Genomic DNA, 23,308 nt, shown 5'->3' on the forward strand with positions numbered 1-23,308 from the left:
TCACCACAGCCTGTCGGTGTTTCCGGGGTGCAGCGGGACGCGGACGCCGGTGAAGGCGGCCCGGTCCCGGTCCGGGGTGTCCGTGAAGAAGGCCGCCAGCACCTCCTTGTCGAAGCCCGGCTCGTCGGTGGCCAGCGGCTCCGCAGGAGTGCCGCCGACCAGGACCGTGCCGGGCAGCCGCGTGAAGCCGGCCGCCTCGTAGAACGCCGTCAGCGGCTGGTCGCAGCTGAAGAGCGCCAGGTCCACGGCCGGGTCCGCCGCCAGAGCGGCGCGGGCCGCCGCGACCAGCCGGCCGCCGAGCCCGCGGCCGCGCAGCTCGGCCCGCGTCACGACCGCGCTCAGCCCGGCCGCGCGGTACGTGCGCCCCGCGACCTCGATCTCCTTGTACAGCAGCGCCAGCGAGGCGGCCACCGTGCCGTCATCGCCGACGAGCAGCAAGGCGCGCGGCGCCAGGGCCGGATCGTGCCCGGGTGACGCACCCCGCCAGGCCGCCGCCTCCAGGGCCGCGACCTGGCCGCCGAGCTCCGCCGGGAGCTCGGCGGCCTCGTACGCCAGCACCCTCATCAGGGGATCCGCACGCCCGTACCGCCGACGCGGACCCGCGGGTCCCCGGCGCGCAGCTCCACCGTGAGCACCCCCGGCCGGCCCATGTCCGCGCCCTGGTGGAGGGTGAGCACCGCGTCCTCGGGGACCAGCCCGAGCTCGCGCGCGTACGCGCCGAAGGCGGCCGCGGCGGCCCCGGTCGCGGGGTCCTCGACGACTCCGCCGACCGGGAAGGGGTCCCGTACGTGGAACTCCGCCGGTCCGGCCCGGTGCACCAGCTGCACGGTGGTGAGGTCGAGGCGCCGCATCAGGGCCTCCAGGCGGGCGAAGTCGTACGCGAGGTCCGCGAGCCGGGCCCGGGTGGCGGCGCCGAGCACCAGGTGCCGGTTCCCGGCGTAGGCGATCCGGGGCGGGAACGCCGGGTCCAGGTCCGCCTCCGGCCAGTCCAGCGCGGCCAGCGCCTCGGCGAGGTCGGCCGGGGCGATGTCCTCGACGTGCGGCTCCACGCTGGTCAGCGTGGCCCGCAGCAGCCCGTCCTCGGCGGTGACGGAGACCGGGACGGTCCCCGCCCGCGTCGCGAGGACCAGCTCCCCGGGGCCGATCCGCTCCGCCAGCGCCACGGCGGTGGCCACGGTCGCGTGCCCGCAGAAGGCCACCTCCGCCTTGGGGCTGAAGTACCGCACGGTGAACGCCCGCCCGGGCTCGCCGCCGAGCCCCTCGGGCGGGGCCGTCAGGAAGGCCGTCTCGCTGTAGCCCAGCCCGGCGGCGATCTCCAGCATCGCGGCGTCGTCCAGCCCGGAGGCGTCGAGCACGACCCCGGCGGGGTTGCCGCCTTCCGGGTCCCGGGAGAAGGCGGTGTAGCTCAGTACTTCGGTGTCGGTCATGCGGTCATGATCGTTGTCGCCGCCACGGCCTGGCAATGGGTTGTTCAGCCGCGCCCGATGTACGGCATGGCCGTCGCCATCACCGTCGCGAACTGCACGTTCGCCTCCAGCGGGAGCTCCGCCATGTGCAGCACGGTGCGGGCCACGTCCGCGGCGTCCATCACCGGTTCGACGGCCAGCTGCCCGTTGGCCTGGAGGATGCCGCTCTGCATCCGCTCGGTCATCTCGGTCGCCGCGTTGCCGATGTCGATCTGGCCGCAGGCGATCTTGTACGGGCGCCCGTCCAGCGACAGGGACTTGGTCAGGCCTGTCATCGCGTGCTTGGTCGCGGTGTAGGCGACGGAGTTCGGGCGCGGCACGTGCGCCGAGATGGAGCCGTTGTTGATGATGCGCCCGCCCTGCGGGTCCTGCCGCTTCATCTGCCGGAAGGCGGCCTGCGCGCACAGGAAGGAGCCGGTCAGGTTGACGTCCACCACCGAGCGCCAGGCCTCGTAGGTGATGTCCTCCAGCGGGACGCCGCCCGGGCCGAAGGTGCCCGCGTTGTTGAAGAGCAGGTCGAGGCGCCCGTACCGGTCGCGTACGGCCTCGAACAGAGCATTGACCTCGTCCGGATCGCTGACGTCCGTCCGGACGCACAGGACGTCTGCGTCTGCGGCGGACTGCGCCGCGGCGGCGGCCGTCTCCTCCAGGGGCCCGGTCCGGCGGCCCGCCAACGCCACGGCCCAGCCTGCCGCGGCCAGGGTCAGGGCCACGGAACGGCCGATCCCGGAGCCGGCCCCGGTCACCACGGCGATCTTCTCGGCACTTTCGCTCATGGGCCCGCAGGCTACGTCACACGGGGCTGCGGGCCCCGGACGTTCCGATAGCTGAGAACATGGGTCGGTCAGGGGTGCACGAACAGATAAGAGGACTGGAGTCCCGCATGTCGGAGAGAGCCCCCGCGACGGCCCCCACACCCGAGCCGTCACCCGAATCGCCCTCCGCCTCCACCGCCGCCGCACCCCTGACGGCCGCGCGCCGCACCGGGCTGCTCGTCACCTTCGTACTCGGCGGGCTCACCGCCCTGCCCCCGCTGTCCATGGACATGTACCTCCCGGCCCTGCCGCAGGTCACCAGCGTCCTGCACAGCCCGGCCGCGACCGTCCAGCTCACCCTCACCGCCTGCCTCGCAGGCATGGCGCTGGGCCAGCTCGTCATCGGCCCGATGAGCGACAAGTGGGGCCGCCGCAGGCCCCTCCTCATCGGCATGACCGTCTACGTCCTGGCCACGGCGATATGCGCCCTCGCGCCGACCACCGAGCTGCTGATCGGCTTCCGCCTGCTCCAGGGCCTGGCCGGCGCGGCCGCGATCGTCATCGCCCGTGCCGTCGTACGCGACCTGTACGACGGGGTCGAGATGGCCCGCTTCTTCTCCACCCTGATGCTCATATCCGGGTCCGCCCCGATCATCGCCCCGCTCATCGGCGGCCAGGTGCTCCGCTTCGCCGACTGGCGCGGGGTCTTCGTCGTCCTCACCGGCGTCGGCCTCGTGCTCACGCTGACGGTCTGGCGCAGTCTCGGCGAGACCCTGCCGCCCGAGCGGCGGCAGACGGGCGGCGTCGGTGCCGCGCTGCGGACCATGCGCGGGCTGCTCGGCGACCGCGTCTTCACGGGCTACACCCTGACCGGCGGCTTCGCCTTCGCGGTGCTCTTCTCGTACATCTCCGCCTCACCCTTCGTGGTGCAGGAGATCTACGGGGCTTCGCCCCAGGCCTTCGCCCTGCTCTTCGGCCTCAACTCCGTCGGCCTGATCGCCGTCGGCCAGGTCAACGGCAAGCTGCTCGTCGGCCGGGTCAGCATGGACAAGACCCTGTCCGTCGGGCTCGGGATCATCACGTCGGCGGCGGTGGCACTGCTGCTGATGTCGACCGGGGTCTTCGGCGAGGTGGGGCTGGCCCCGATCGCCGCCGCGCTGTTCGTGCTGATGTCGGCGATGGGCGTGGTGCTGCCGAACACCAACGCGCAGGCGCTGATGCGGACCCCGCACGCGGCGGGAACGGCCTCCGCGCTCCTCGGCACGTCGTCGTTCCTGGTCGGTGCGGTCGCCTCGCCGCTGGTCGGGATCGCGGGCGAGGACACGGCGGTGCCGATGGCGCTGGTCCAGCTGGTGTGCGCGCTGCTGTCGGTGGGCTGCTTCCTGGGCCTGTGCCGGCCCTGGCAGAACCGCGACGCGCTGGCGTCCGCCGCCTAGGGCTGTCGGCCGGGCCGGTCCGGGCCGTCCCCGGACGGGGCCACGCCGCCCGGAGCCGTAAACTCGGCGGGTGAACGCCTCCGCCCCCACCACCGCCGAGACCCTCCGCAGCGCGCTCGGCGGGCTGCTCGACGGGCTCCCGCCCAAGCAGGCCTCGGCCGCCGTAGAGCGGCTCATCGCCAGCTACCGGGGGCAGACCCCGACCGACGCGCCCGTACTGCGCGACCGCTCCGACGTGGCGGCGTACGCGGCGTACCGGATGCCCGCCACCTTCGAGGCCGTCCGGGCCGCCCTGGACGGGCTCGCGGAGGCGGCGCCCGGCTGGGCGCCGGGCTCCCACGTGGACGTGGGCGGCGGAACCGGCGCGGCGACCTGGGCGGTCGACGCCACCTGGGACGGCCCTCGCGAAACCACGGTGCTGGACTGGGCGGAGCCGGCGCTGGCCCTCGGCAAGGAGCTGGCGGCCCGTGGCTCGGAGGTCCTGCGCGGGGCGGCGTGGCGGCGGGCCGTCATCGGCTCCGGGCTGGCCCTGCCCGACGCCGACCTGGTGACCGTCTCGTACGTGCTGGGCGAGCTGACCCCGCAGGCGCGGACGGCCGTCGTCGCCGAGGCGGCCCAGGCCGGCCAGGCCGTCGTGCTGATCGAGCCGGGCACACCGGAGGGGTACCTGCGTATCCGCGAGGCCCGCGACCAGCTGATCGCGGCGGGGCTGCGGGTCGCCGCGCCCTGCCCGCACGACGGGACCTGCCCGATCGAGGTCGGCCAGGACTGGTGCCACTTCTCGGCGCGGGTGAGCCGGTCCTCGCTGCACCGGCGGGTCAAGGGCGGATCCCTCCCGTACGAGGACGAGAAGTTCAGCTACGTCGCCGCTACCCGCTTCCCGGCCGAGCCCGCCGCCTTCCGGATCACGCGGAAGCCGCAGATCCGGAAGGGGCTCGTCCTGCTGGAGCTGTGCGGCCCGGAGAGCGGTGACTCGGCGGGCCTGACCCGGGTCAACGTGACCAAGCGCCACGGCGACCTCTACAAGGCGGCGCGGGACGCCGACTGGGGCCAGGACTGGCCGCCGTCGCAGGAGCGTTAGGCCGGGTTCAGGGCCGGGTCAGGCCGAGTCGGAGCCGCGTCAGGGCCGCGTCAGGGGCGCAGCTCCTGGGTGCAGCACTTCACGCTGCCGCCGCCCTTGAGCAGCTCCCCCAGGTCCATCGGGACCGGCTCGAACCCCCGGTCCCGAAGGGGCGCCAGCAGGCCGGTCGCCGCCTGTGGGAGCAGTACGTGCCGGCCGTCCGAGACCGCGTTGAGGCCCAGGGCGGCCGCGTCGTGGCCGTCGGCGAGCAGCGCGTCGGGGAAGAGGCGTTTGAGCACGGCCCGGCTGCCCGGCGAGAACGCGTCCGGGTAGTACATGACCTCGTCCCCGTCGAGGACGGACAAGGCGGTGTCCAGGTGGTAGTAGCGCGGGTCCACCAGGTCGAGGCCGATGACGGGACGGCCGAAGAACTCCTGGGCCTCGTCGTGCGAGAGCGGGCTGGAGCGGAAGCCCCGGCCGGCCAGGATGTAGGTGGCGGTGACGGCGAAGTCGCCCTCGCCCTCGTTGACGTGGGACGGCTCGTGGATGTCCTGGTAGCCGTGGCTGCGGAACCAGTCCAGGTGGATCTCGGCCTCGGCGGCCCGTTCCGGATAGGCGAAGCGGGCACCGAGCACCCGGCCGTCGACGACCAGGGCACCGTTCGCCGCGAAGACCATGTCGGGCAGCGCGGGGTCCGGTACGAGGGTCTCGACGGTGTGGCCGAGGGCGCGGTAGCGGTCCCTCAGGTCTTCCCATTGGGCGTGTGCGAGGGGCAGGTCCACCGGTTTCGTGGGGTCCATCCACGGATTGATGGAGTACGTGACCTTGAAGTGTGCGGGTGGGCACATCAGGTAGCGCCGGGGTGTGGCGTCTCTGCGCAAAGAAGGCTCCTCACGACTTGCACTCGACTTACGCGTCTCACGACGAGTGTGGAGAGAATCGTCTCTCCTGAAGCGCGACACCGCAGTGAACTGATTGGGTGGTTTACCGGGCAAGAGGAAGACGAGACGTCTCGGTTGATAGTTTCAGGACATGACCAAGACCCCTGACGCCAGCCGCCGCAGCGACCGCTCCCGGCGGGCCATCCTCGACGCGGCACTCGCCCTGGTCGGGGAGGTCGGCTACAACAAGCTGACCATCGAGGCCATCGCGGCCCGCGCGGGGGTCGGCAAGCAGACCATCTACCGCTGGTGGCCGTCGAAGGCTGCCGTACTGCTGGACGCCTCGCTGGCGCTCGCCGGGGACGCGGAGGCGGCGGCCGAGTGGACCGGCTTCCCGGACACCGGTGACCTCGCGGCCGACCTGAAGCACGTCCTGCGGGCGACGGTGGACGAGCTGCTCGACGAGAAGTACGAGGCCCCCGCGCGCGCCCTGACGGCGGCCGGGGCGACCGACCCGGAGCTCGGCGCCCGCTTCACCGAGCGGCTGCTGGAGCCGCAGCTCGCCCTGTACGAGGCGCGGTTGCGCACGGCCCGGGAGGCCGGGCAGCTCGCGCCGGACACGGATGTGCGGCTGACGGTGGAGATGCTGCTCGGTCCGCTGACGTACCGGTGGCTGCTGCGGACGGCGCCGCTGACGCACGCCTACACCGACGCCCTGGTGGACCGGGTGATGGGTGGGGTGGCCAACGTCACCGCCCGTTAACGGCCCGGCAACCCGCGGCCGATCGAGAACATATGACCGAATTCTATGGGTATGTAGGGGGCGTCGGTTACCCATCCCCAACCCCCCGGTCACCAAGACCGGTCACCCGGGGCTCAGGATGGTGGGACCATGTGAAGGTCCGCCGGGGATACGGTGAGGTGAGGGGATAGATGGGGTCTGAGTCCGGCCGCGTCAAACGCGGCGAGCAGAGCAGGATTTCCCAGTGGCTGCGCCGGCGGCCGAAACCCATCGCCGAAGACCCGGAACGAGAGCGCGAGGCGCTGCTCCTGGCCGTAGCGGCGGCCGGTCTGCCGCTCGCCCCCGCCGCCCATCCCGCCGGTTACCGGTGTTCGTGCGACCGGATCGGCTGTCCGACGCCCGCACGGCACCCTCTCTCCTTCGCCTGGCAGACCCAGTCGACCACCGACCGCGCACAGGTCGAGCGGTGGGCGCGCAACCAGCCCCAGGCCAACTTCATCACCGCGACCGGCATGGTCCACGACGTGCTCGACGTCCCGCTGGAGGCCGGCACCGGCGCACTCGCCCGCCTGCTGGAGGCGGGCATCGAGGTCGGCCCGGTCGCCGAGTCGGGAGGCACGGGCGACCAGGCCCGGATGCTCTTCTTCACCGCCACCCGCGGCACGCCGGAGGACGAGGACGAGTGGTGGCCGTGCGAACTGGACTGCCACCCCGAGACCATGGACGAACACCCGGGCCTGCGCTGGCACTGCCGCGGCAGCTATGTCCTGGTCCCCCCGGCCGCCCTCCCCGGTGACCAGGCGGTCACCTGGATCCGCGGCATGGAACACCCCCTCCCGGACCCCCTCACCCTCCTGGAGACCCTGACGGACGCCTGCGCCACGTACGCGGGGACCTCGCCCCAGACCCCGGCGGCGGTCGCCTGGCCCTTGGGCCGCTAGGGGGTGGCGCCGCTGCGGGGGCGGCGTCCCCGGGCGGAGCCCCGGGCTCCCTGGGGCTCCGCCCCAGACCCCCGCCTCAAACGCCGGCGGGGGTGGATTTTGGCTGAGCTGAGCGGGTCAGTGGTGGATCTGGGTGACGACCACGTCGAGGGACCAGGCCTTGCCCGCCTTCGCAGGGGCCTCGGCCTCGACCGCGTAGCCCAGGTCCCGCAGGGCCGTGACCAGCTCGGCGGGCGTCGCCGGGACCGCACCGGCCAGCAGCAGGTCCCGGACCAGGCGACCCTTCGTCGCCTTGTTGAAGTGGCTCACCACCGACCGCTTCTCCACCCCGTCCACCACCTGCGAATGCAGCACCCGCACGGTCGCCGTCCGCCCCGCCGTCTCGCCCTTCGGCTTCCACGCCGCCGCGTACGCCGCCGACCGCAGGTCCAGCACCAGCCCGTCCCCGGCAACAGCCGGCAGCACGTCCGCCATCGGCCCCCGCCAGTACGCGCCGAGCGCGCCACGCCCCGGCAGCTTCACCCCCATCGAGCAGCGGTACGAGGGAATCCGGTCCGTGATCCGCACCGCGCCCCACAACCCTGAGAAGACGAGCAGCGCGTCCTCGGCGAGCTTGCGCGCGGCCGGGGTCAGGTCGGCCAGCCCCAGGGCGTCGTAGAGCACACCGGTGTAGATCTCCCCGGCCGGCCGGGCCGCCGCCGAGCGCAGCTCCACGTTCTTCGCGACCTCGCCCCGCAGTCCCTCGCTCAGGCCCAGCACCTCGCGCGCCTTCAGTTCGTCGGCGGCGCACAGCTCGACCAGCTCGTCCAGGACTTCCGCCCGGGCCGGGGCCAGACCCGGCAGCGACAGCGTCTCCGGCTTCAGCGGTGCGCCGGAGCCGCCAGCGGCCTTTCCTTCGGACGGCGGCAGCAGCACGAGCACGGTGGTTCTCCTTCAGTACGACGCGGCGCAGGGGATGCGGCCCCGCAGCCAGGGTAGACGGCTCGCCATGCCGTCCGGGCCCACCGCCCATACGCTCGATCCATGCCACGCCGTCATATGCACATGACCGGCGCAGACGGGGCTGCCCTGCGGGCCGCGCTGCGTGAACTGCGGACGAAGCTGGACGTACCGGAGGAGTTCCCCGCCGAGGTGCTCGCCGAAGCCGGGCGGGCGGCCCGGGAACCCCGCCTGCCCGAGGCCGACGCCACCGACATTCCCTTCTTCACGATCGACCCCCCGTCCTCGGTCGACCTCGACCAGGCCATGCACCTGGCGAAACGGCCCACCGGCGGCTTCCGCGTCCACTACGCCATCGCCGACGTCGCCGCCTTCGTCACCCCGGGCGGCCCGCTGGACGCCGAGGCCCACCGCCGCGTCAACACCCTCTACTTCCCCGACGGGAAGGTCCCGCTGCATCCGGCCGTGCTCTCGGAGGGCGCGGCCAGCCTGCTGCCCGACCAGCCCCGCCCGGCGCTGCTGTGGCGCCTCGACCTCGACGCCGAGGGCCGGGTGGAGACCACCGATGTCCGTCGCGCCCTCGTACGCAGCCGCGCCAGGCTCGACTACGACGGCGTCCAGAAGGCCATCGACACCGGCACGGCGGAGGAGCCCCTCACCCTCCTGAAGGACATCGGCCTGCTCCGCGAGGCCCTCGAAGTGGAGCGCGGCGGCATCTCGCTGAACGTGCCCGAGCAGGAGATCGTCGGCCACGGGGACTCGTACACCCTGGCCTACCGTGCCCCGCTGCCCGCGGACGGCTGGAACGCCCAGATCTCCCTCATGACCGGCATCGCCGCCGCCGACCTGATGCTCGCCGCCGGGACCGGGATCCTGCGCACCCTGCCCACCGCTCCCGACGGCGCCGTCGGCAGGCTCCGGCGGGCGGCGAAGGCCTTGCGGATCGACTGGCCGCACCACGTCCCGTACGCCGAACTCGTGCGCTCGCTCGATCCGCACCGCCCCGACCACGCGGCCTTCCTCCAGGAGTGCACGGCCCTGCTGCGCGGCGCCGGATACACCGCCTTCACCGGCGGCGAGACCCCGGACCCGGCGCTCCACGCGGCGGTCGCGGCCCCGTACGCCCACTGCACGGCGCCGCTGCGCCGCCTGGTCGACCGGTACTCGGGCGAGCTGTGCCTGGCGGCGGTGGCCGGTGCCGAGCCCCCGCGGTGGGCGGTGGCGGCGCTGGACGCGCTCCCGAAGGAGATGGCGGACGGCAGTCGGCTCGCCAACACGGCCGAGCGGGAGTGCGTGGACCTGGTCGAGGCCGCGCTGCTCAAGGACCGTGTCGGGGAGGTCTTCGAGGCGACGGTGATCGACGTCGACGACCGGGAGCCGAAGATGGGAACGGTCCATCTGACCGACCCGGCGGTGGTCGGCCGCATCGTGTCCGCCTCGCGGGAGCTGCCGCTGGGCGAGCACCTGCGGGTGCTCCTGGCGGAGGCGGACCCGGGCACGGCGAAGGTCCTGTTCGCCCCGGCCTGAACTACGCGGGCCGCCGCAGCGCGGTGACCAGCGCGCGCGGGTCGTCCGCGTGGAAGCGGACGGTCCGCGCCTGCCCCCGGGCGCCGAGCGGGCGGGTGAGGGGGAGCGGGCGGGTCAGCTCCACGGTCACCGTGGTCTGGCTGCCCACGATCAGGTCGAGCACCCCGTCCTCGGACAGCCTGACCAGCCGCCCCTCGGGGTAGCGCCGGTCGACCCGCACCGAGGCCACCGCGTCCGCCGGGACGGTCAGGTCGAACAGGGTCCCGTAGCGGATCAGCAGGGAACCGTCGGGGCGGACCACGTGCGGCCGGGTGACGCAGGCGGCGTGCAGGGCCAGCACGATGAGGATCCCGTACAGGTCGAGGACGAGGACCACCCGGTGGACGGCGGGCCAGGGAATCAGCAGGGCCAGGCAGACCGTCTCGATCACCGACACGAAGACCATCCCGTACATCATGGCCGTCTGCGGTCCCGTGTACGCGGCCGTGTGATCCCCGGCCCGGACCCCGTGCTTCCTGCGCAGGACCCACCGGCCGAGCGCGGCGGTGGCCCGCAGCTCGTGCCGCACCAGCCGCCGCACCTGGACGGGGACCACGGCGTGCACGGCCGCCCACCAGGCGGCGCGGGGCCCGGCGCCGTCCGCACGTGCGGCGGCGTACAGCGAGCGCAGCACCCAGGCCTCCAGCACGGTCACGGCGAGCACCAGCGCCTCGGCCGCCACGAGTGCCCGGCCGGGGAGTCGCACCCCGGCGGCCAGGCAGACCACCAGCACCAGCTCCCCCGGTATGACGGCGACCGCCGCTGCCCGTGCCACCCGTACCACGCTCATCCCCGGCCCCTCTCCATGAACGCCTCCATGACCCGGAGTACGACTTCCGCCTGCGCCGGCGTGTACTCGGCGAGCAGCGCCTCCTTGAACCCGGCGAACCCGGCCACGACCGTCCCCTCGGCGGGGATCGCGGCGAACACCTCATCGGGGACCGCCGCGACCAGTTCCGCGGCCAGGACCGGGATCCGCGGGTCGTCCGTGGCGGCGTCCGCGAGATCGTCGAGGCGCTCGTAGAGGGCCAGGACCGCGGGATCGGCGGCCAGCGGCCCGAGCGCCGCGTAGAGCTCCTCGCCGCCGGCGCCCGAGGCGTCGAGGAGCGTCAGGTGCTCGCGGTCCATGGCCGCGGCCGGCGAGTCCGTCGGGGGCGCCTTCGCCAGCAGCGCGGCGAGCGCGGGCGAGAGCGGCTCGCCCTCCCCGGGCCCAGCGGCCAGCAGCGCCGCCAGCCGCCGCCTGCGCTCGCCGATCTCGGCCTCCTGGCGGGCCAGGTCGGCGTCGAGCTCTTCGAGTACGTCGGCCAGTTCGCGTCCGGCGTCGTCCGCGAGGACGTCCCGCACCTCTTCCAGGCTCAGCCCGAGCTCGGTCAGCCGGCGTACGCGGGCCAGCAGGACTGCGTCACGGACGCTGTAGGCCCGGTACCCGTTGGAACGCCGCTCCGGCTCCGGGAGCAGCCCGACATGGTGGTAGTGCCGGATCGCCCGGGTGGTGACCCCGACGAGGGCGGCGATCTCTCCGATCCGCATGGCCCCAGTAGAAACCCTGCCGCTGCGTCAAGGTCAAGCGGCGACGGCGCAGCTAGTAGCATGGTCGCCACGGCAGACGAGTCGGCCGGGCGGCCGCGTCGGGATCCGAAGGATCCCGCCGAGGAACGTCCGGGCTCCACAGGGCAGGGTGGTGGGTAACGCCCACCCGGGGTGACCCGCGGGACAGTGCCACAGAAAACAGACCGCCGGGGATTTCGGTCCCCGGTAAGGGTGAAACGGTGGTGTAAGAGACCACCAGCGCCTGAGGTGACTCAGGCGGCTAGGTAAACCCCACCCGGAGCAAGGTCAAGAGGATCCGTCTCCGGACGGGTCTGCGCGGACGCTTGAGGGCTGCTCGCCCGAGTTCGCGGGTAGACCGCACGAGGCCGGCGGCAACGCCGGTCCTAGATGGATGGCCGTCTCCCCGGCGACCGCGAGGTCACCGGGTGACAGAACCCGGCGTACAGGCCGGCTCGTCTGCCCATCCCCGCCCCGAACCGGGCTTCTCCGGTCCGGGGCGTTTACGTAGGATCGGCCCCCGGCAGAGACGATGAGGTGGACGAGATGGGCGTCATACTCCTGTTGCTCCTGGCCGCCGCCGTCGGCGGGGCCGCGTGCGTGGTGTGGGCGGAACGCGGCGGACCCCGCTGGGTCCGCATCGTGGCGAGCGTGACGCTGGGCATCGCCTCGGTGGTGCGCAGCGTGCAGAAGAGCGGCCGCCGGAACAAGAGCAACGGCGGCAGCAGCGGCGACAGCGACTAGCTAGGTGGTGGCCGGCGGATTTCCGGCGGTCGGTGCCGACACCTATCGGCGGTACGGCCGATGCGGCACTCTCGGCTTCATGAGCGACCACCCTGCCAGCGCGGCCGCGGCCGCCGGGCACATCCGCGACCTCGCCGCAGCGACCACCGATCCCCACAGCGCCTATGCGAGCCCCGCCGAGCTCACCGCCGTGACCGGGGGCCTGCGCGAGCTCGCCCGCCATCTCGAAGACACCCTGCGCCAGCTGGCGGTCCACATCGGAAAGCGCGACGAAGCCGACTGGGCCGCACAGGAGACAGGACGGCCCCGCCCGAGCCCGCGGCAGGCACGCGGCGCCGTCCAGTCCGCCCAGGCCGACGCTCGGAACATGGTCCGCGCCCTCGACCGGGCATTGGAGACTCTCGGCCACCCCAAGCCCGCGCAGAAGCAGTGATGGTCCGCCCCCGCCGACGGGATGCCGTCGGCGGGGGCGCACCGTCAGCAGGGCCTACCGCAGGTGGGACGTGTCGTTCAGCAGCCGGACCGAGGCGTTGCCGTCGGCGTAGTAGGCCACCGCCGACAGGGAGGCCGCCGAGAGTTCCATGCGGAACAGGGATTCCGGCGGGGCGCCCAGGGCGAGGCGGACCATGATCTTGACCGGGGTCACGTGGGTGACCAGCAGCACCGTACGGCCCGCGTGCGCGGCGAGCAGCCGGTCGCGGGTCGCCGAGATCCGGCGGGTGGCGGCCATGAAGCTCTCGCCGCCGCCCGTGGGGGCCGCCTTCGGGGAGTCCAGCCACGCCTGGAGGTCGTCGGGGAACCGCTCGCGCACCTCGGCGAAGGTCAGCCCCTCCCAGGCCCCGAAGTCCACCTCGCGCAGGCCCTCTTCGACGGTCACGTCGAGGCCGAGGCGGTCGGCGACGGCCTGCGCGGTCTCGCGGCAGCGGCGCAGCGGGGAGCTGATGACCGTCTGCACGGTGCCGCGCGCGGCGAGCGCCTCGGCCACGGCCGCGGCCTGGCGCCGCCCGGCCGGTGACAGCTCGGGGTCGGAGCCCCCGCTCCCGGAGAAGCGCTTCTGCGGAGTGAGGGCGGTCTCGCCGTGGCGCAGCAGCACGAAGGTGGCGGGGGTGCCCATGTCGGGTCCCCAGCCCGTGCCCGCGGCGGGGGCCGCCGAGAGGACCTGTCCGGCGGCGCCGGGCCCGGGCTGCGCGAAGAGCGTGCCGGTACCGCCCGCTTCGGCGGAGCCGGCCCGCGCGGGCGTGGCATCGGCCACACGGGTCCTCGTACCGGAGCCGGCGGCGAGGGCGGCGCGCACGGACGCGGCGCCCTTCGCCGCGTCCCCCGGAACACCGCCGGTGGCCAGGGCGTGCGCGGCGCCGTGGTCCAGGGCGGCGGTGGAGGCCGACGGCTCCCACTGCTTGCCGCGCCTGCCCGCGTCCATGGCCTCGTTGGCGAGGCGGTCCGCGTGCTTGTTCCTCTCGCGCGGGATCCATTCGTACTTGACCTGGGAGCGGGGCAGGATCGTCGCCGCTTCCGCCGCGAGCGGCTTCATGTCCGGGTGCTTGATCTTCCAGCGGCCGGACATCTGCTCGACGACCAGCTTGGAGTCCATCCGGACCAGGACCTGCGCGTCCGACGCCAGTTCACGCGCCGCCTTGAGCCCGGCGATCAGGCCCTTGTACTCCGCCACGTTGTTCGTCGCGACGCCGATGTACTCCGCGCGCTCGGCCAGCGTCTCGCCCGTCACCGGGTCGAGGACGACCGCGCCGTAGCCGGCGGGCCCCGGGTTGCCCCGGGAGCCGCCGTCCGCCTCCACGACGAACCGGACAGACCGCTGCATCAGATGCCCGAGTCGGCCGTACGGACCAGGATGCGGCCGCAGTTCTCGTGGCGCACGACCTGGTCGCGGGCCGCGGCCTTGATCTCGTTGACCTCGGCCATGTCGAGCTCCAGGCGGCAGCCCTCGCAGCGGCGCTGGTACAGGCGCGCGGCGCCGACCCCGCCCTGCTTGGCGCGGATCTTCTCGTACAGCGCCATCAGGTCGGCCGGCATGGAGGCGACGATGACCTCGCGGTCCTTGGCGATCTTGGCAGCCTCGGCGTCGAGCTCGCCGGTGGCCGCGTCACGGCGCGCGATGGCGTCCGCCAGCTTGGTCTCCAGGCCGGAGACGCGCTCGGTGAGCTCGGTGACCCGCTCCTGCGCGGCCTCCAGGCGCTCCATGACCTCCAGGACCACGTCCTCCAGGTCGCCCTGCCGCTTGGCCAGGGAGACGACCTCGCTCTGCAGGTTCGCCAGGTCCCGGGCCGAGATGCCCACGCCGGAGTCCAGGCGCTGCTGGTCGCGGGCCGCGCGCTGGCGCACCTGGTCCACGTCCTGCTCGGCCTTGGTCTGCTCGCGCGCGGCGTCGCTGGCCTGCGTCTGGGCGGCGACGAGCAGGTCGCGCTGCTGGGTGAGGTCCTTGGTCAGCGAGTCGACCTCGGCGTGTTCGGGCAGCGACTTGCGCTTGTGGGCGAGCTGAGACAGCCGGACGTCCAGGGCCTGGACGTCGAGAAGTCGGATCTGGTCGGCGGGCTCGGCGTTCAGTTGGGGGCTCCTGAGATAGAAGAGGGAGGTGAGGAAACGTCGGACGGCGCGTGCGCCGTCCACGGGTCGGTGACCGTGCGCGAGACATGGGTACGCAGGCCCCAGCCATGGCGCTCGGAGATCGCGTCGAGCTGTGCGGCGGCCTGCTCGCACCAGGGCCACTCGGTGGCCCAGTGGGCGGCGTCGACGAGGGCGAGCGGGCTCTGCTCGCGGGCCTCGGACACCGGGTGGTGGCGCAGGTCGGCGGTGAGGAAGACGTCCACGCCCGCCGCCCTGACCTGGTCGAAGAGGCTGTCGCCGGAGCCGCCGCTGACGGCGACCCGGCGGACCGGCGCGTCCGGGTCGCCGGCGACCCGGATGCCCTGGGCGGTCGCCGGCAGCGAGGCCGCGGCGCGGGCGGCGAACTCGCGCAGGGTCGCGGGGTGGTCCAGTTCGCAGATCCGGCCCAGGCCGCGGCGGCCGGCCGGGTCGGTGGCGTCGGGCACCAGCGGGCCGGTGATCCGCAGGTCCAGGGCGCCGGCGAGGGCGTCGGAGACGCCGGGGTCGGCGGTGTCGGCGTTGGTGTGGGCGACGTGCAGCGCGATGTCGTTCTTGATCAGCGTGTGCACGACGCGGCCCTTGAAGGTGCCGGCCTCGACGGTGGTGGTGCCGCGCAGATAGAGGGGGTGGTGGGTGACGATCAGGTCGGCGCCCAGCTTCACCGCCTCGTCGGCGATCTCCTGTACGGGGTCCACGGCGAACAGCACCCGGGAGACCTCGGCTTCGGGGTCGCCGCAGACGGTGCCGACGGCATCCCACTGCTCGGCCCGCGAGGGGGGCCAGAGAGCGTCCAGCGCGGCGATTACTTCAGAGAGACGGGGCACGGGCCAAGGCTACCGTCCGGTGCGACCGGCCCCGCCAGGACCGGCCCCGCTCCCGGCCCCACGACGGCCGGGAAGGGTGAACGCCCCGATCGCACAGCACAACGGCCTCCTGCGCCAAAGACGAATCGCCGCCCGGCCACCCGTATGTGTGAAGCGGGCTTGGCCGCACTGTTCGTCAGGAACGGCGAAAACTAGCTTCGCCACCGGAGGTGACGCACGGATGACTGTCTGTGCCATCGAAATGACGACCACGGCCCCGTTCACGATCGCCGCGGACGGGTCGTACGCCGCCCGTCTCGCAGGGAACGGCGAGGCGCTCTACGCGGAGCGCTGGACCCTGGCCGGGCCCGAGCCGTACGCGGTGCCGCTGCCGCTCGCGCAGCCCGAGGAGGCCGACAGCGAGCTGCTGCCCCTGACCGACGGGCGGGTGCTGATCCACCGGCGGGTGGCCGGTAGGCACGCCTTCGCCCTGCTGTACCCGACGGGCGCCGCGGCCGGGCCGCGCACCGGGGAGCTCCAGCTGGGTGCGGTGGAGCCGGAGGAAGGAAGGGACGTACGGGTCCGCCTGCTGCCGCCGTCCCCGGACGGCCGCGACGCCTTCGCCCTGGCCGTGACCGACGCCGGGACCACGGTGTGGCGGGTGACCGGTGGCCGCTTCGGGCCGGAGCAGGTCGCACGGATCCCGGGCCGGTGCAGCGGCGGCGTCTGGCTGGACCGGGTGGGCCGGCTGCTGGCCCTGGACCGCGAGCTGGACGGCACCACCAAGGCCGTCGCCGTCGACCTGGTGCGCGGCGGCGAGGTCTCCCCGCTGCTCCAGATCGCCGAGGACAGCGACGACCGGCTGCTGCTGGCCGACCCGGACAGCGGGCTGCTGCTGATCCGCTCCGACGCGCCGGGCGAACCGCGCCTGGGCTGGGGGGTGCTGAACAGTTCGCTGCCGGTCCGCTTCCCCGAGTGTCTGCGGCTGGGCGACGCGCACCCGTTCGCCGTGCAGCCCGGCCAGGCGCTGATGCCGGAGACCAGCGGGGTGGCCCTGCGGCTGCCAGATGGCTGGATCGGGCTGTGGCGCCCCGCCGACCGGCACCTCTTCCGGCTCGCGGCGCCCTCGGGCTGGCTCGGCGGTACCGGCCTGTGGAGTCCGCAGGGCCGCCTGCGCCTCCCGTACGCGACACCCGAAGTCCCCTGCGGGATCGTCGGGATGAGCCTGCCGTCCTCCCCTGCCCCGCCGGTCCGCCTGGACCCCGTCCCGCCGCCCCCGACGCGCCCCATCCCTCTCCAGCAGGCCCCGCTGTGATAGGCACGGGCGATGACGACTACCCGGGAATCCGTCGCCGCCAGGCCCTTCGACGCGGTGCTCTGTGACCTCGACAACGTGATCCGCTTCTACGACACGACTCGCCTGGCCGAGCTGGAACGGGCCGCCGGGCTGGCCGAGGGCACCACGGAGGCGGTGGCCTTCAGCCCGGAACTGGACGGCCCGCTGCTGCTCGGCCGCAGCACCGTCGCGCAATGGGTGGCGTCCATCGAGACCGCGCTCGCGGACACCGGCCGGATATCCGGGGAGCGGGCGCGGGAGCTGGCCGCGGCCTTCGCTTCGACGCCGTTCGCGGCGGACGAGGCGGTGGTCCGCGTCCTGCGCGCGGTACGGGCCGCGGGGCTCGCGTTGGTCCTGGTGACGAACGCGACCCACCGGCTGGAGGACGACCTGGAGTCGATGGGGCTGGCGGATCTCGCGGATCACGTCGTCAGCAGCGCGCGGGTCGGCGTGGCCAAGCCGGACCGCGGGATCTACGAGATCGCGGCCGGGCGCGCGGGCGCCGCCCCGGAGCGGTGCCTGTTCGTGGACGACCGGCTGGAGAACGTCGAAGCCGCGGTCGCGCTCGGCATGACCGGTGTGCACTACCGGGAGCCGGCCGATCTGCACGGGCCGCTGGGTTTCCTGTCGGCCGGCTGAGCAGAGCGGTGGCGGGTGCGGGTACACGACCCGGACCCGCCACCGCAGCGCGGCGGATCAGTCGTGCTTGAGGCCCAGGACCTCCGTCGCGGCGAAGGTCTCGTACGCCGGGCGGGAGTCGTAGTGCGGGGTCAGGACCTCGTCGAGCTCCTCGTAGGAGAAGGCCTCCTTGGTCGTGTCGAACTTCGCCGCCACCCTGGGGCGTTCCATCACGACCACGATCCCGCCGTGCACGACGAACAGCTGCCCGTTGGCCTTCGCGGCGGCCGGTGAGGCCAGGTAGCCGACGAGCGGGGAGACGTGCTCGGGGGCGAGGGCGTCCAGCTTGCCCTCCTCCGGGACCTGGAAGCCCGCGAAGACGTCCTCGGTCATCCGGGTGCGGGCGCGCGGGCAGATGGCGTTGGCCGTCACCCCGTACTTGGCGAGGGCCAGGGCGGTGGAGGTGGTCAGGCCCACGATGCCGCCCTTGGCCGCCGCGTAGTTCGGCTGGCCGGCCGAGCCGCCGAGGAAGGCCTCGGAGGAGGTGTTGACGATCCGGCCGTAGACCGGTCCGCCCGCCGCCTTCGACCGCTCGCGCCAGTGCACGGACGCGAAGTGCGTGGTGTTGAAGTGGCCCTTGAGGTGGACCCGGATCACCGAGTCCCACTCCTCCTCGGACATCGAGAAGACCATCCGGTCGCGCAGGATGCCCGCGTTGTTGACCAGGATGTCGAGCTTGCCGAAGCTGCTCACCGCCAGGTCCACCAGCTCGCCCGCCTGCCCGAAGTCGGCCACGTCGCCCAGGTGCGCCACCGCCCGGCCCCCCGCGGCGCGGATCTCCGCGGCCACCTCTTCCGCCGGGGTGGCCGAGGCCTCCCCGGAGCCGTCCCGGCCGGGCTGTCCGAAGTCGTTGACGACCACGCTCGCGCCGAGCCGTGCGAGCTCGATCGCCTCGGCCCGGCCGAGGCCGCGGCCCGCGCCCGTGACGATGGCGCAGAGCCCCTCAAGTGGCAGTGACATCCGTACGGTTCCTCTCGCAGATCTCGGAGCGGGTCAGAGTTCGATGCAGGTGCGCAGGGCCACGCCCGTACGCATCTGGTCGAGTGCGTCGTTGATCTCGGCGAGCTGCACCCGGTGCGTGATCAGGCCCGCCAGGTCCACCCGGCCGGCCCGCCACAGCGCGATGGTGCGCTCGTAGGAGCGGAGCACGTCCCCGCCGCCGTACATCGAGGGCAGGATCTTCTTCTCGTCGAAGAAGAGCGAGAACATGTCGATCTGGAAGTTGTCGTCCATGGCGCCCGCGCCGACGATGACCACGCTGCCGCCGCGCCGGGTCATCTTGTACGCGGTCTGTGCGGTGGCGGACTTGCCGACGACCTCGAAGACGTAGTCGAAGCCCTCGCCGCCCGTGATCCGGTTCTTGGCGTCGTCGAAGGCGTCCGGGGCGACCGCCTCGGAGGCGCCGAACCGCAGGGCGGCCTCGCGCCGCGACTCCACCGGGTCGACGGCGATGATCTGCGCCGCGCCCTGGACCTTGGCGCCCTGGATGACGGATATGCCGACGCCGCCGCAACCGATGACGGCGACCGAGGAACCGGCCTCCACCTTGGCGGTGTTGATGGCCGCGCCGAGGCCGGTGGTGACGCCGCAGCCGATGAGGGCGGCGATGTCGAAGGGCACGTCGTCGGGGATCGGGACGGCGCACTTGGCGTCGACCACGAGTTCCTCGGCGAAGGTGCCGGTGGCGGCGAAGCCGAAGATGTCACCTCCCGCGCGGCGGAAGTTGGGGGTGCCCGCGTTGACCAGGCTCTCCAGGCACAGGTGGCCCTGGCCGCGCTTGCATGACGGGCAGTGGCCGCAGGGCGGCAGCCAGCAGACGAGGACGCGGTCGCCGATCTTGTGGCTGGTGACCCCGTCGCCGACGTCGGATATCACTCCGGAGCCCTCGTGGCCCGGGATGAAGGGGGCGGGCTGCGGCAGGACGCCGCTCATCGCGGAGAGGTCCGAGTGGCACAGGCCGGTGGCCTTGATCCGGATCTTCACCTTGCCGGGGCCGAGGCCCACGGCCTCCATGTCGTCGACCACTTCGAGCTTGTCCTGGCCGATCTCGCTCTGCAGTGCTGCGCGCACGGTGCGGCTCCTTCAAGTGGATTTACGCGTGTTCGACGACGGTGTCGGCGAGGACCGGCGCGTCGTCCCGTTCGACGGCGGTCACCGACACCAGGACGCGGCCGGGCTCCTGCCACATCCGGATGCGCAGCGTCTCGCCGGGGAAGACGATCCCGGCGAAGCGCGTGCGGTAGGCGCGGACCCGGGACACGTCCCCGCCGAGGGCCGTGTCGACGACGGCCTTGAGGGTCATCCCGTACGAGCAAAGGCCGTGCAGGATCGGCTTGTCGAAGCCGGCCATCTTGGCGAACTCGGGGTCGGCGTGCAGGGGGTTCCAGTCGCCGGAGAGGCGGTAGAGGAGCGCCTGCTCCTCGCGGACGGCTCTGTCCTCGACCCGGTCCGGCGCCCGGACGGGCAGCTCCTCGCGGACGGAGGGCCCGCGCTCGCCGCCGAATCCGCCCTCTCCCCGTACGAAGATCTGCGCGTCGCTGGTCCACAGCGGCCCGTCGGCGTCCGCGACCTCGGAGCGCAGCACGATCACGGCCGCCTTGCCCTTGTCGTAGACGGCGGCGACCTTGGAGCTGGAGGTGGCCCGGCCCTTGACGGGGATGGGCCGGTGCAGCTCGATGGAGTGGCCGCCGTGCAGGACCATCGCGAGGTTGACGTCGATCCCGGGTGCGGAGAGGCCGCCCAGCATGGCCATGCCGGCGCCGGCGACGGTCGCGAAGCTGGGCAGGACGTGAAGTTTGGACTCCAGGGTGTAGCGCAGCTCGTCGGGGTCGGTGGCCAGGCTCTGCCCGTTCAGGGACGCGCCGGCGCCGAGGCCGAGGTGGTAGAGCTGGATGTCCTTGTGGTCCCAGCCGATGTCCCCCTGGCGGGGGTCGGCGGCGAGGGCCTTGGCGGCATCGATCGGCATGAGGATGCTGCTCCCTGTCGTTGAAGAGCCTGGGCCGTGGAAGACCTCGGTGCGGCCGTCCGCACCGTCGGCCGCACCGAGGTCGCATGCGGGACCGGCTGGTTCTAGAACGCGTTCTAGGTCCGGCCGGTGAGGGAATGTATAACGCACGCCCCGACAGTTGGGAAGACTCACGGAGGGACTGTCGGGAGGCCTTCTGACTCCATGTCAGATAGGCTTTCCCGGTGGACGAAATGCCCGTGGAACACCGTCCGGCCCGCGCGCTGCGCGTCCTGCTGGATCCCCCGAACCCGGCCCTGGCGCTCCAGCTCGGCCTCCAGCCGGACATCGAGGTCGTACGGGACCCGCTGGCGCGGCCCGCGGTGGCGCTGGTGGAGGAGGTAGGCGCCGTTCCCGGGCTGCTGGCGGACGATCCGGAGTGCCGGGTGCTGGTCCTGACGGGGTCGGCCCACCCCGGCCTGCTGACCGCGGCCCTCGCGGCGGGCGCGGCCGGGCTGGTCCTGCGCGACGGCCCGGTCGAGGACCTGGCCGATGCGGTCCGCCGCGCCTCGATGGGCGAAACGGTGATCGACCCGGCCCTCGGCGCGCCCTGAGAATGCCGTTCTGCAGGACCATCCCCCGATCAACATGCGGCCTCCGAAAAGGAATTGAGTTCCGAGACCCCCCTGCTACGGTGGCCCGATGTCATCGATCAAGCAGTTCCAGGTCACCTTCGACTGCGCGGAACCCGAGCGCGTCGCCCGCTTCTGGTGCGAGGTGTTGGGGTACGTCGTACCGCCGCCGCCGGAAGGATTCGCCACCTGGGACGATTTCGATCGCTCGCTGCCGCCCGAGCGTCAGGGTGCGGCGTTCGTCTGCATGGATCCCACAGGTGTGGGCCCGCGCATGTACTTCCAGCGCGTTCCCGAAGGCAAGGTCGCCAAGAACCGGGTGCATCTCGACGTGCGGGTCGGCACCGGGCTGGTGGGTGAGGAGCGCCTCGCCGTACTCGAGGCCGAGTGCGCCCGACTGGTCGCGCTCGGTGCGGTATGCGTGCAAGTACTGCGTGCCGATGGCGTCGACGAGTCGTGCATCTCGATGCAGGACATCGAGGGCAACGAGTTCTGCATCGACTGAGCCTCCTCCGGGACGGCGAGGTGGGGTGACACCAGGTGCCCCATGCCCACCGTAGAAAAGTCCCTCGTCCTCCTCGTCAGGCAGGCCGCGATACGGGCCTGGAGCGAACCGGTTTCCCGCACGTACGCGGCCCTCCTCGCGTTCTGCGCGCTGTGGGCCATGACCGGCGGCGTCGGGCTGGGTGACGACGTGAGCTGGTATCCGCGTCACCTGGCGGTCATCTTGACCATGCCCTGGATCCTCGCGGCGCACCTCTTCCTCGTCGTCACCCAGCTCGACGCCTGGCTGCTGGGTTACAGCTTCTACTTCGAGTCGCCCGCCTGGCTGTTCGAGCCGCTCTGGGCGGCCTACTGCCTCGCCGCAGGGCTGTTCAACGCGGCCGCCCTCGCGCGCTTCTCCCGATCGGCGCGCACCGCGGGCACCTCCTCCTGGGTGGTACCGGCCGCCGCCGTCTGCTTCTTCGCGGCCCTGCTCGGAATCTGGCACGCCTGAGCGGTCGCGCGGGGCCCGGGGCCCCGGCGACCGCGCCGCGCCCCGTCTACCTGCGCAGCAGCGTCACCACCGCCGCGCCGCCCAGGCCGATGTTGTGCGCCAGGCCGACCCGGGCCCCCGCGACCTGGCGGGGGCCCGCCTCGCCGCGGAGCTGCCAGACCAGTTCCGCCGCCTGCGCGAGCCCGGTCGCGCCCAGCGGGTGGCCCTTCGAGATCAGGCCACCGGAGGGGTTGACCACCCAGCGCCCGCCGTACGTGGTCGCGCCCGACTCCACCAGCTTCCCGGCGGCGCCGTCCTCGCACATGCCCAGCGCCTCGTACGTCAGCAGCTCGTTCACCGAGAAGCAGTCGTGCAGCTCGATCACGTCGACGTCCTCGATGCCGAGCCCGGACGCCTCGTACACCTGCTGCCCCGCCGCCGCCGTCATCGGCTTGCCGACCACGTCGATGCACGAGCCCGACGAGAAGGACGCCTCCGTGTCCGTCGTCATCGACTGGGCGACGATCTCCACCGCCTTGTCGTGCAGCCCGTGCATCACCATGAACCGCTCCGACACGACGAGAGCCGCTGCCGCGCCGTCCGACGTCGGCGAGCACTGCAGTTTCGTCAGCGGCGAGTGGATCTCCTTCGCCGCCAGGATCTCCTCGACCGAGTAGACGTCCTGGAACTGCGCGTTCGGGTTGTTCGCCGAGTGCCGGTGGTTCTTCGCGCCGACCGCCGCCAGCTGGGCGACCGTGGTCCCGTACCGCTCCATGTGCTCACGCGCCGCGTTCCCGAAGATCTGGGCGGTCGGCGGGGACATCTCGAAGCCGTGGCCCGCGGCCATGATCCCGTAGTGCCGGGCGACCGGCGACGTCCGGAAGTCACCGCCGTCCGCGCCACCCCCCAGCGCACCGCGTTTCATCTTCTCGAAGCCCAGCGCCAGCACGCAGTCGCTGATGCCGCCCTCCACGAACTGCCGCGCCATCATCAGCGCCGTCGAGCCCGTCGCACAGTTGTTGTTCACGTTGTAGACGGGGACCCCGCTCAGCCCCAGCTCGTACACGGCCCGCTGCCCTGCCGTGGAGGCCTGGAAGCAGTACCCCACCGGCACCTGCTCTACCAGGTCGTAGCCGATGCCCGCGTCGGCCAGCGCCGCGGACCCGGCCTCCTTCGCCATGTCCCAGTACTGCCAGTCCCTCGACTCCGGCTTCTCGAACTTCGTCATGCCGACGCCCACGATGTACGACTTCATTGCGC

At 72.9% G+C, this 23,308-nt stretch carries 26 protein-coding genes and 1 other RNA gene; 13 read left to right on the forward strand and 14 right to left on the reverse strand.

Annotated elements, in window-relative coordinates:
• The 3 genes from ACFYOB_RS06320 to ACFYOB_RS06330 are packed head-to-tail and all read right to left on the reverse strand — an operon-like array spanning position 1 to position 2,242.
• Positions 1-564, reverse strand: coding sequence for a GNAT family N-acetyltransferase (locus tag ACFYOB_RS06320; protein ID WP_388555215.1), 564 nt, complete (start codon positions 562-564; stop codon positions 1-3).
• Complete coding sequence (locus ACFYOB_RS06325; protein WP_388555218.1) at positions 564-1,427, reverse strand: PhzF family phenazine biosynthesis protein; 864 nt, start codon at positions 1,425-1,427, stop codon at positions 564-566. Before ACFYOB_RS06325 ends, ACFYOB_RS06320 begins: the two co-directional genes overlap by 1 nt.
• 44 nt (positions 1,428-1,471) lie before the next feature.
• A complete protein-coding gene (locus ACFYOB_RS06330) occupies positions 1,472-2,242 on the reverse strand; it encodes an SDR family oxidoreductase (protein ID WP_388555221.1) in 771 nt (256 codons plus the stop codon).
• A 107-nt stretch (positions 2,243-2,349) separates the two neighbouring features.
• On the opposite strand from ACFYOB_RS06330, the gene ACFYOB_RS06335 reads away from it, so the two are divergent.
• Positions 2,350-3,657 carry a Bcr/CflA family multidrug efflux MFS transporter gene (locus tag ACFYOB_RS06335; protein WP_388555223.1) on the forward strand — a complete coding sequence of 436 codons (1,308 nt, stop codon included), beginning with the start codon at positions 2,350-2,352 and terminating at the stop codon, positions 3,655-3,657.
• 70 nt (positions 3,658-3,727) lie between these two features.
• Positions 3,728-4,738 carry a small ribosomal subunit Rsm22 family protein gene (locus tag ACFYOB_RS06340; protein WP_388555226.1) on the forward strand — a complete coding sequence of 337 codons (1,011 nt, stop codon included), beginning with the start codon at positions 3,728-3,730 and terminating at the stop codon, positions 4,736-4,738.
• Positions 4,739-4,788: 50 nt separating this feature from the next.
• Here ACFYOB_RS06340 and ddaH read toward each other — a convergent pair whose 3' ends face one another.
• Positions 4,789-5,679 (reverse strand): dimethylargininase, encoded by an 891-nt coding sequence (gene ddaH / locus ACFYOB_RS06345; RefSeq protein ID WP_388555229.1) that lies wholly within the window; start codon positions 5,677-5,679, stop codon positions 4,789-4,791.
• Positions 5,680-5,749: 70 nt separating this feature from the next.
• Here ddaH and ACFYOB_RS06350 point away from each other — a divergent pair, with 70 nt between their 5' ends.
• Positions 5,750-6,361 (forward strand): TetR/AcrR family transcriptional regulator, encoded by a 612-nt coding sequence (locus tag ACFYOB_RS06350; protein ID WP_388555232.1) that lies wholly within the window; start codon positions 5,750-5,752, stop codon positions 6,359-6,361.
• 170 nt (positions 6,362-6,531) lie between these two features.
• Positions 6,532-7,281, forward strand: coding sequence for a bifunctional DNA primase/polymerase (locus ACFYOB_RS06355; protein WP_388555235.1), 750 nt, complete (start codon positions 6,532-6,534; stop codon positions 7,279-7,281).
• 117 nt (positions 7,282-7,398) lie between these two features.
• On the opposite strand, the gene yaaA is transcribed toward ACFYOB_RS06355, so the two are convergent.
• Positions 7,399-8,202, reverse strand: a complete 804-nt coding sequence (yaaA, locus tag ACFYOB_RS06360; RefSeq protein ID WP_388555237.1) for a peroxide stress protein YaaA — start codon at positions 8,200-8,202, stop codon at positions 7,399-7,401.
• A gap of 102 nt (positions 8,203-8,304) precedes the next feature.
• Between yaaA and ACFYOB_RS06365 the strand changes: the two genes are divergently transcribed.
• On the forward strand, positions 8,305-9,747 hold the full coding sequence (locus tag ACFYOB_RS06365; protein ID WP_388555239.1) for an RNB domain-containing ribonuclease: 1,443 nt from the start codon (positions 8,305-8,307) through the stop codon (positions 9,745-9,747).
• A 1-nt stretch (position 9,748) separates the two neighbouring features.
• On the opposite strand, the gene ACFYOB_RS06370 is transcribed toward ACFYOB_RS06365, so the two are convergent.
• Complete coding sequence (locus ACFYOB_RS06370; protein WP_388555241.1) at positions 9,749-10,576, reverse strand: hypothetical protein; 828 nt, start codon at positions 10,574-10,576, stop codon at positions 9,749-9,751.
• The gene (locus ACFYOB_RS06375; RefSeq protein ID WP_388555243.1) at positions 10,573-11,316 is read right to left on the reverse strand and encodes a MerR family transcriptional regulator; all 744 of its coding nucleotides are present in this window, start codon (positions 11,314-11,316) and stop codon (positions 10,573-10,575) included. Before ACFYOB_RS06375 ends, ACFYOB_RS06370 begins: the two co-directional genes overlap by 4 nt.
• 77 nt (positions 11,317-11,393) lie before the next feature.
• Here ACFYOB_RS06375 and rnpB point away from each other — a divergent pair.
• The 3 genes from rnpB to ACFYOB_RS06390 all read left to right on the forward strand — a co-directional run bounded on the left by rnpB (position 11,394) and on the right by ACFYOB_RS06390 (position 12,511).
• Positions 11,394-11,796: RNase P RNA component class A (gene rnpB / locus ACFYOB_RS06380), an RNA gene on the forward strand.
• 84 nt (positions 11,797-11,880) lie between these two features.
• On the forward strand, positions 11,881-12,078 hold the full coding sequence (locus ACFYOB_RS06385; protein ID WP_388555245.1) for a hypothetical protein: 198 nt from the start codon (positions 11,881-11,883) through the stop codon (positions 12,076-12,078).
• 79 nt (positions 12,079-12,157) lie between these two features.
• On the forward strand, positions 12,158-12,511 hold the full coding sequence (locus ACFYOB_RS06390; RefSeq protein ID WP_388555247.1) for a hypothetical protein: 354 nt from the start codon (positions 12,158-12,160) through the stop codon (positions 12,509-12,511).
• Positions 12,512-12,565: 54 nt separating this feature from the next.
• Here ACFYOB_RS06390 and ACFYOB_RS06395 read toward each other — a convergent pair whose 3' ends face one another.
• Genes ACFYOB_RS06395 through ACFYOB_RS06405 form a run of 3 tightly spaced genes read right to left on the reverse strand, consistent with a single transcriptional unit; the run spans position 12,566 to position 15,503 of the window.
• A complete protein-coding gene (locus ACFYOB_RS06395; RefSeq protein ID WP_388555249.1) occupies positions 12,566-13,897 on the reverse strand; it encodes a bifunctional RNase H/acid phosphatase in 1,332 nt (443 codons plus the stop codon).
• A complete protein-coding gene (locus ACFYOB_RS06400; RefSeq protein ID WP_388555608.1) occupies positions 13,897-14,640 on the reverse strand; it encodes a zinc ribbon domain-containing protein in 744 nt (247 codons plus the stop codon). Before ACFYOB_RS06400 ends, ACFYOB_RS06395 begins: the two co-directional genes overlap by 1 nt.
• Positions 14,637-15,503, reverse strand: coding sequence for a Nif3-like dinuclear metal center hexameric protein (locus ACFYOB_RS06405; RefSeq protein WP_388555251.1), 867 nt, complete (start codon positions 15,501-15,503; stop codon positions 14,637-14,639). The genes ACFYOB_RS06400 and ACFYOB_RS06405 overlap by 4 nt, the downstream gene beginning before the upstream one ends.
• Before the next feature lie 241 nt (positions 15,504-15,744).
• Here ACFYOB_RS06405 and ACFYOB_RS06410 point away from each other — a divergent pair, with 241 nt between their 5' ends.
• Together ACFYOB_RS06410 and ACFYOB_RS06415 are read left to right on the forward strand one after the other, a co-directional pair.
• Positions 15,745-16,797, forward strand: a complete 1,053-nt coding sequence (locus ACFYOB_RS06410) for a hypothetical protein (protein ID WP_388555253.1) — start codon at positions 15,745-15,747, stop codon at positions 16,795-16,797.
• A gap of 12 nt (positions 16,798-16,809) precedes the next feature.
• Positions 16,810-17,457, forward strand: coding sequence for an HAD family hydrolase (locus tag ACFYOB_RS06415; RefSeq protein WP_388555255.1), 648 nt, complete (start codon positions 16,810-16,812; stop codon positions 17,455-17,457).
• Positions 17,458-17,514: 57 nt separating this feature from the next.
• On the opposite strand, the gene ACFYOB_RS06420 is transcribed toward ACFYOB_RS06415, so the two are convergent.
• From ACFYOB_RS06420 to ACFYOB_RS06430, 3 genes are read right to left on the reverse strand one after another with little or no spacing between them, the layout of a single operon-like run.
• Complete coding sequence (locus ACFYOB_RS06420) at positions 17,515-18,456, reverse strand: 3-oxoacyl-ACP reductase (protein ID WP_388555258.1); 942 nt, start codon at positions 18,454-18,456, stop codon at positions 17,515-17,517.
• Positions 18,457-18,489: 33 nt separating this feature from the next.
• Complete coding sequence (locus tag ACFYOB_RS06425) at positions 18,490-19,566, reverse strand: Zn-dependent alcohol dehydrogenase (protein WP_388555261.1); 1,077 nt, start codon at positions 19,564-19,566, stop codon at positions 18,490-18,492.
• A 22-nt stretch (positions 19,567-19,588) separates the two neighbouring features.
• Positions 19,589-20,461, reverse strand: a complete 873-nt coding sequence (locus ACFYOB_RS06430) for a MaoC/PaaZ C-terminal domain-containing protein (RefSeq protein WP_388555264.1) — start codon at positions 20,459-20,461, stop codon at positions 19,589-19,591.
• A 233-nt stretch (positions 20,462-20,694) separates the two neighbouring features.
• On the opposite strand from ACFYOB_RS06430, the gene ACFYOB_RS06435 reads away from it, so the two are divergent.
• The 3 genes from ACFYOB_RS06435 (at position 20,695) to ACFYOB_RS06445 (ending at position 22,069) form a co-directional block, all read left to right on the forward strand.
• On the forward strand, positions 20,695-21,054 hold the full coding sequence (locus ACFYOB_RS06435; RefSeq protein ID WP_388555610.1) for a DNA-binding response regulator: 360 nt from the start codon (positions 20,695-20,697) through the stop codon (positions 21,052-21,054).
• Between the two features lie 88 nt (positions 21,055-21,142).
• On the forward strand, positions 21,143-21,577 hold the full coding sequence (locus ACFYOB_RS06440; protein WP_388555267.1) for a VOC family protein: 435 nt from the start codon (positions 21,143-21,145) through the stop codon (positions 21,575-21,577).
• A gap of 42 nt (positions 21,578-21,619) precedes the next feature.
• Positions 21,620-22,069, forward strand: coding sequence for a hypothetical protein (locus ACFYOB_RS06445; protein ID WP_388555269.1), 450 nt, complete (start codon positions 21,620-21,622; stop codon positions 22,067-22,069).
• 46 nt (positions 22,070-22,115) lie between these two features.
• Here the strand turns inward: ACFYOB_RS06445 and ACFYOB_RS06450 are convergent, their stop codons facing one another.
• Positions 22,116-23,303 (reverse strand): lipid-transfer protein, encoded by a 1,188-nt coding sequence (locus ACFYOB_RS06450; RefSeq protein ID WP_388555271.1) that lies wholly within the window; start codon positions 23,301-23,303, stop codon positions 22,116-22,118.
• Positions 23,304-23,308 lie beyond the last annotated feature (5 nt).

Origin of the sequence: Streptomyces sp. NPDC006463 (assembly GCF_042870715.1) — a bacterium.
Taxonomy (GTDB): domain Bacteria; phylum Actinomycetota; class Actinomycetes; order Streptomycetales; family Streptomycetaceae; genus Streptomyces.

Bases quoted from the DNA above. Each gene is read 5' to 3' on its own strand.
- ACFYOB_RS06320 (WP_388555215.1), bottom strand. From the start codon at position 564: ATGAGGGTGCTGGCGTACGAGGCCGCCGAGCTCCCGGCGGAGCTCGGC.
- ACFYOB_RS06325 (WP_388555218.1), bottom strand. From the start codon at position 1,427: ATGACCGACACCGAAGTACTGAGCTACACCGCCTTCTCCCGGGACCCG.
- ACFYOB_RS06330 (WP_388555221.1), bottom strand. From the start codon at position 2,242: ATGAGCGAAAGTGCCGAGAAGATCGCCGTGGTGACCGGGGCCGGCTCC.
- ACFYOB_RS06335 (WP_388555223.1), top strand. From the start codon at position 2,350: ATGTCGGAGAGAGCCCCCGCGACGGCCCCCACACCCGAGCCGTCACCC.
- ACFYOB_RS06350 (WP_388555232.1), top strand. From the start codon at position 5,750: ATGACCAAGACCCCTGACGCCAGCCGCCGCAGCGACCGCTCCCGGCGG.
- ACFYOB_RS06355 (WP_388555235.1), top strand. From the start codon at position 6,532: ATGGGGTCTGAGTCCGGCCGCGTCAAACGCGGCGAGCAGAGCAGGATT.
- ACFYOB_RS06365 (WP_388555239.1), top strand. From the start codon at position 8,305: ATGCCACGCCGTCATATGCACATGACCGGCGCAGACGGGGCTGCCCTG.
- ACFYOB_RS06370 (WP_388555241.1), bottom strand. From the start codon at position 10,576: ATGAGCGTGGTACGGGTGGCACGGGCAGCGGCGGTCGCCGTCATACCG.
- ACFYOB_RS06375 (WP_388555243.1), bottom strand. From the start codon at position 11,316: ATGCGGATCGGAGAGATCGCCGCCCTCGTCGGGGTCACCACCCGGGCG.
- ACFYOB_RS06385 (WP_388555245.1), top strand. From the start codon at position 11,881: ATGGGCGTCATACTCCTGTTGCTCCTGGCCGCCGCCGTCGGCGGGGCC.
- ACFYOB_RS06390 (WP_388555247.1), top strand. From the start codon at position 12,158: ATGAGCGACCACCCTGCCAGCGCGGCCGCGGCCGCCGGGCACATCCGC.
- ACFYOB_RS06395 (WP_388555249.1), bottom strand. From the start codon at position 13,897: ATGCAGCGGTCTGTCCGGTTCGTCGTGGAGGCGGACGGCGGCTCCCGG.
- ACFYOB_RS06410 (WP_388555253.1), top strand. From the start codon at position 15,745: ATGACGACCACGGCCCCGTTCACGATCGCCGCGGACGGGTCGTACGCC.
- ACFYOB_RS06415 (WP_388555255.1), top strand. From the start codon at position 16,810: ATGACGACTACCCGGGAATCCGTCGCCGCCAGGCCCTTCGACGCGGTG.
- ACFYOB_RS06420 (WP_388555258.1), bottom strand. From the start codon at position 18,456: ATGTCACTGCCACTTGAGGGGCTCTGCGCCATCGTCACGGGCGCGGGC.
- ACFYOB_RS06430 (WP_388555264.1), bottom strand. From the start codon at position 20,461: ATGCCGATCGATGCCGCCAAGGCCCTCGCCGCCGACCCCCGCCAGGGG.
- ACFYOB_RS06435 (WP_388555610.1), top strand. From the start codon at position 20,695: ATGCCCGTGGAACACCGTCCGGCCCGCGCGCTGCGCGTCCTGCTGGAT.
- ACFYOB_RS06440 (WP_388555267.1), top strand. From the start codon at position 21,143: ATGTCATCGATCAAGCAGTTCCAGGTCACCTTCGACTGCGCGGAACCC.
- ACFYOB_RS06445 (WP_388555269.1), top strand. From the start codon at position 21,620: ATGCCCACCGTAGAAAAGTCCCTCGTCCTCCTCGTCAGGCAGGCCGCG.
- ACFYOB_RS06450 (WP_388555271.1), bottom strand. From the start codon at position 23,303: ATGAAGTCGTACATCGTGGGCGTCGGCATGACGAAGTTCGAGAAGCCG.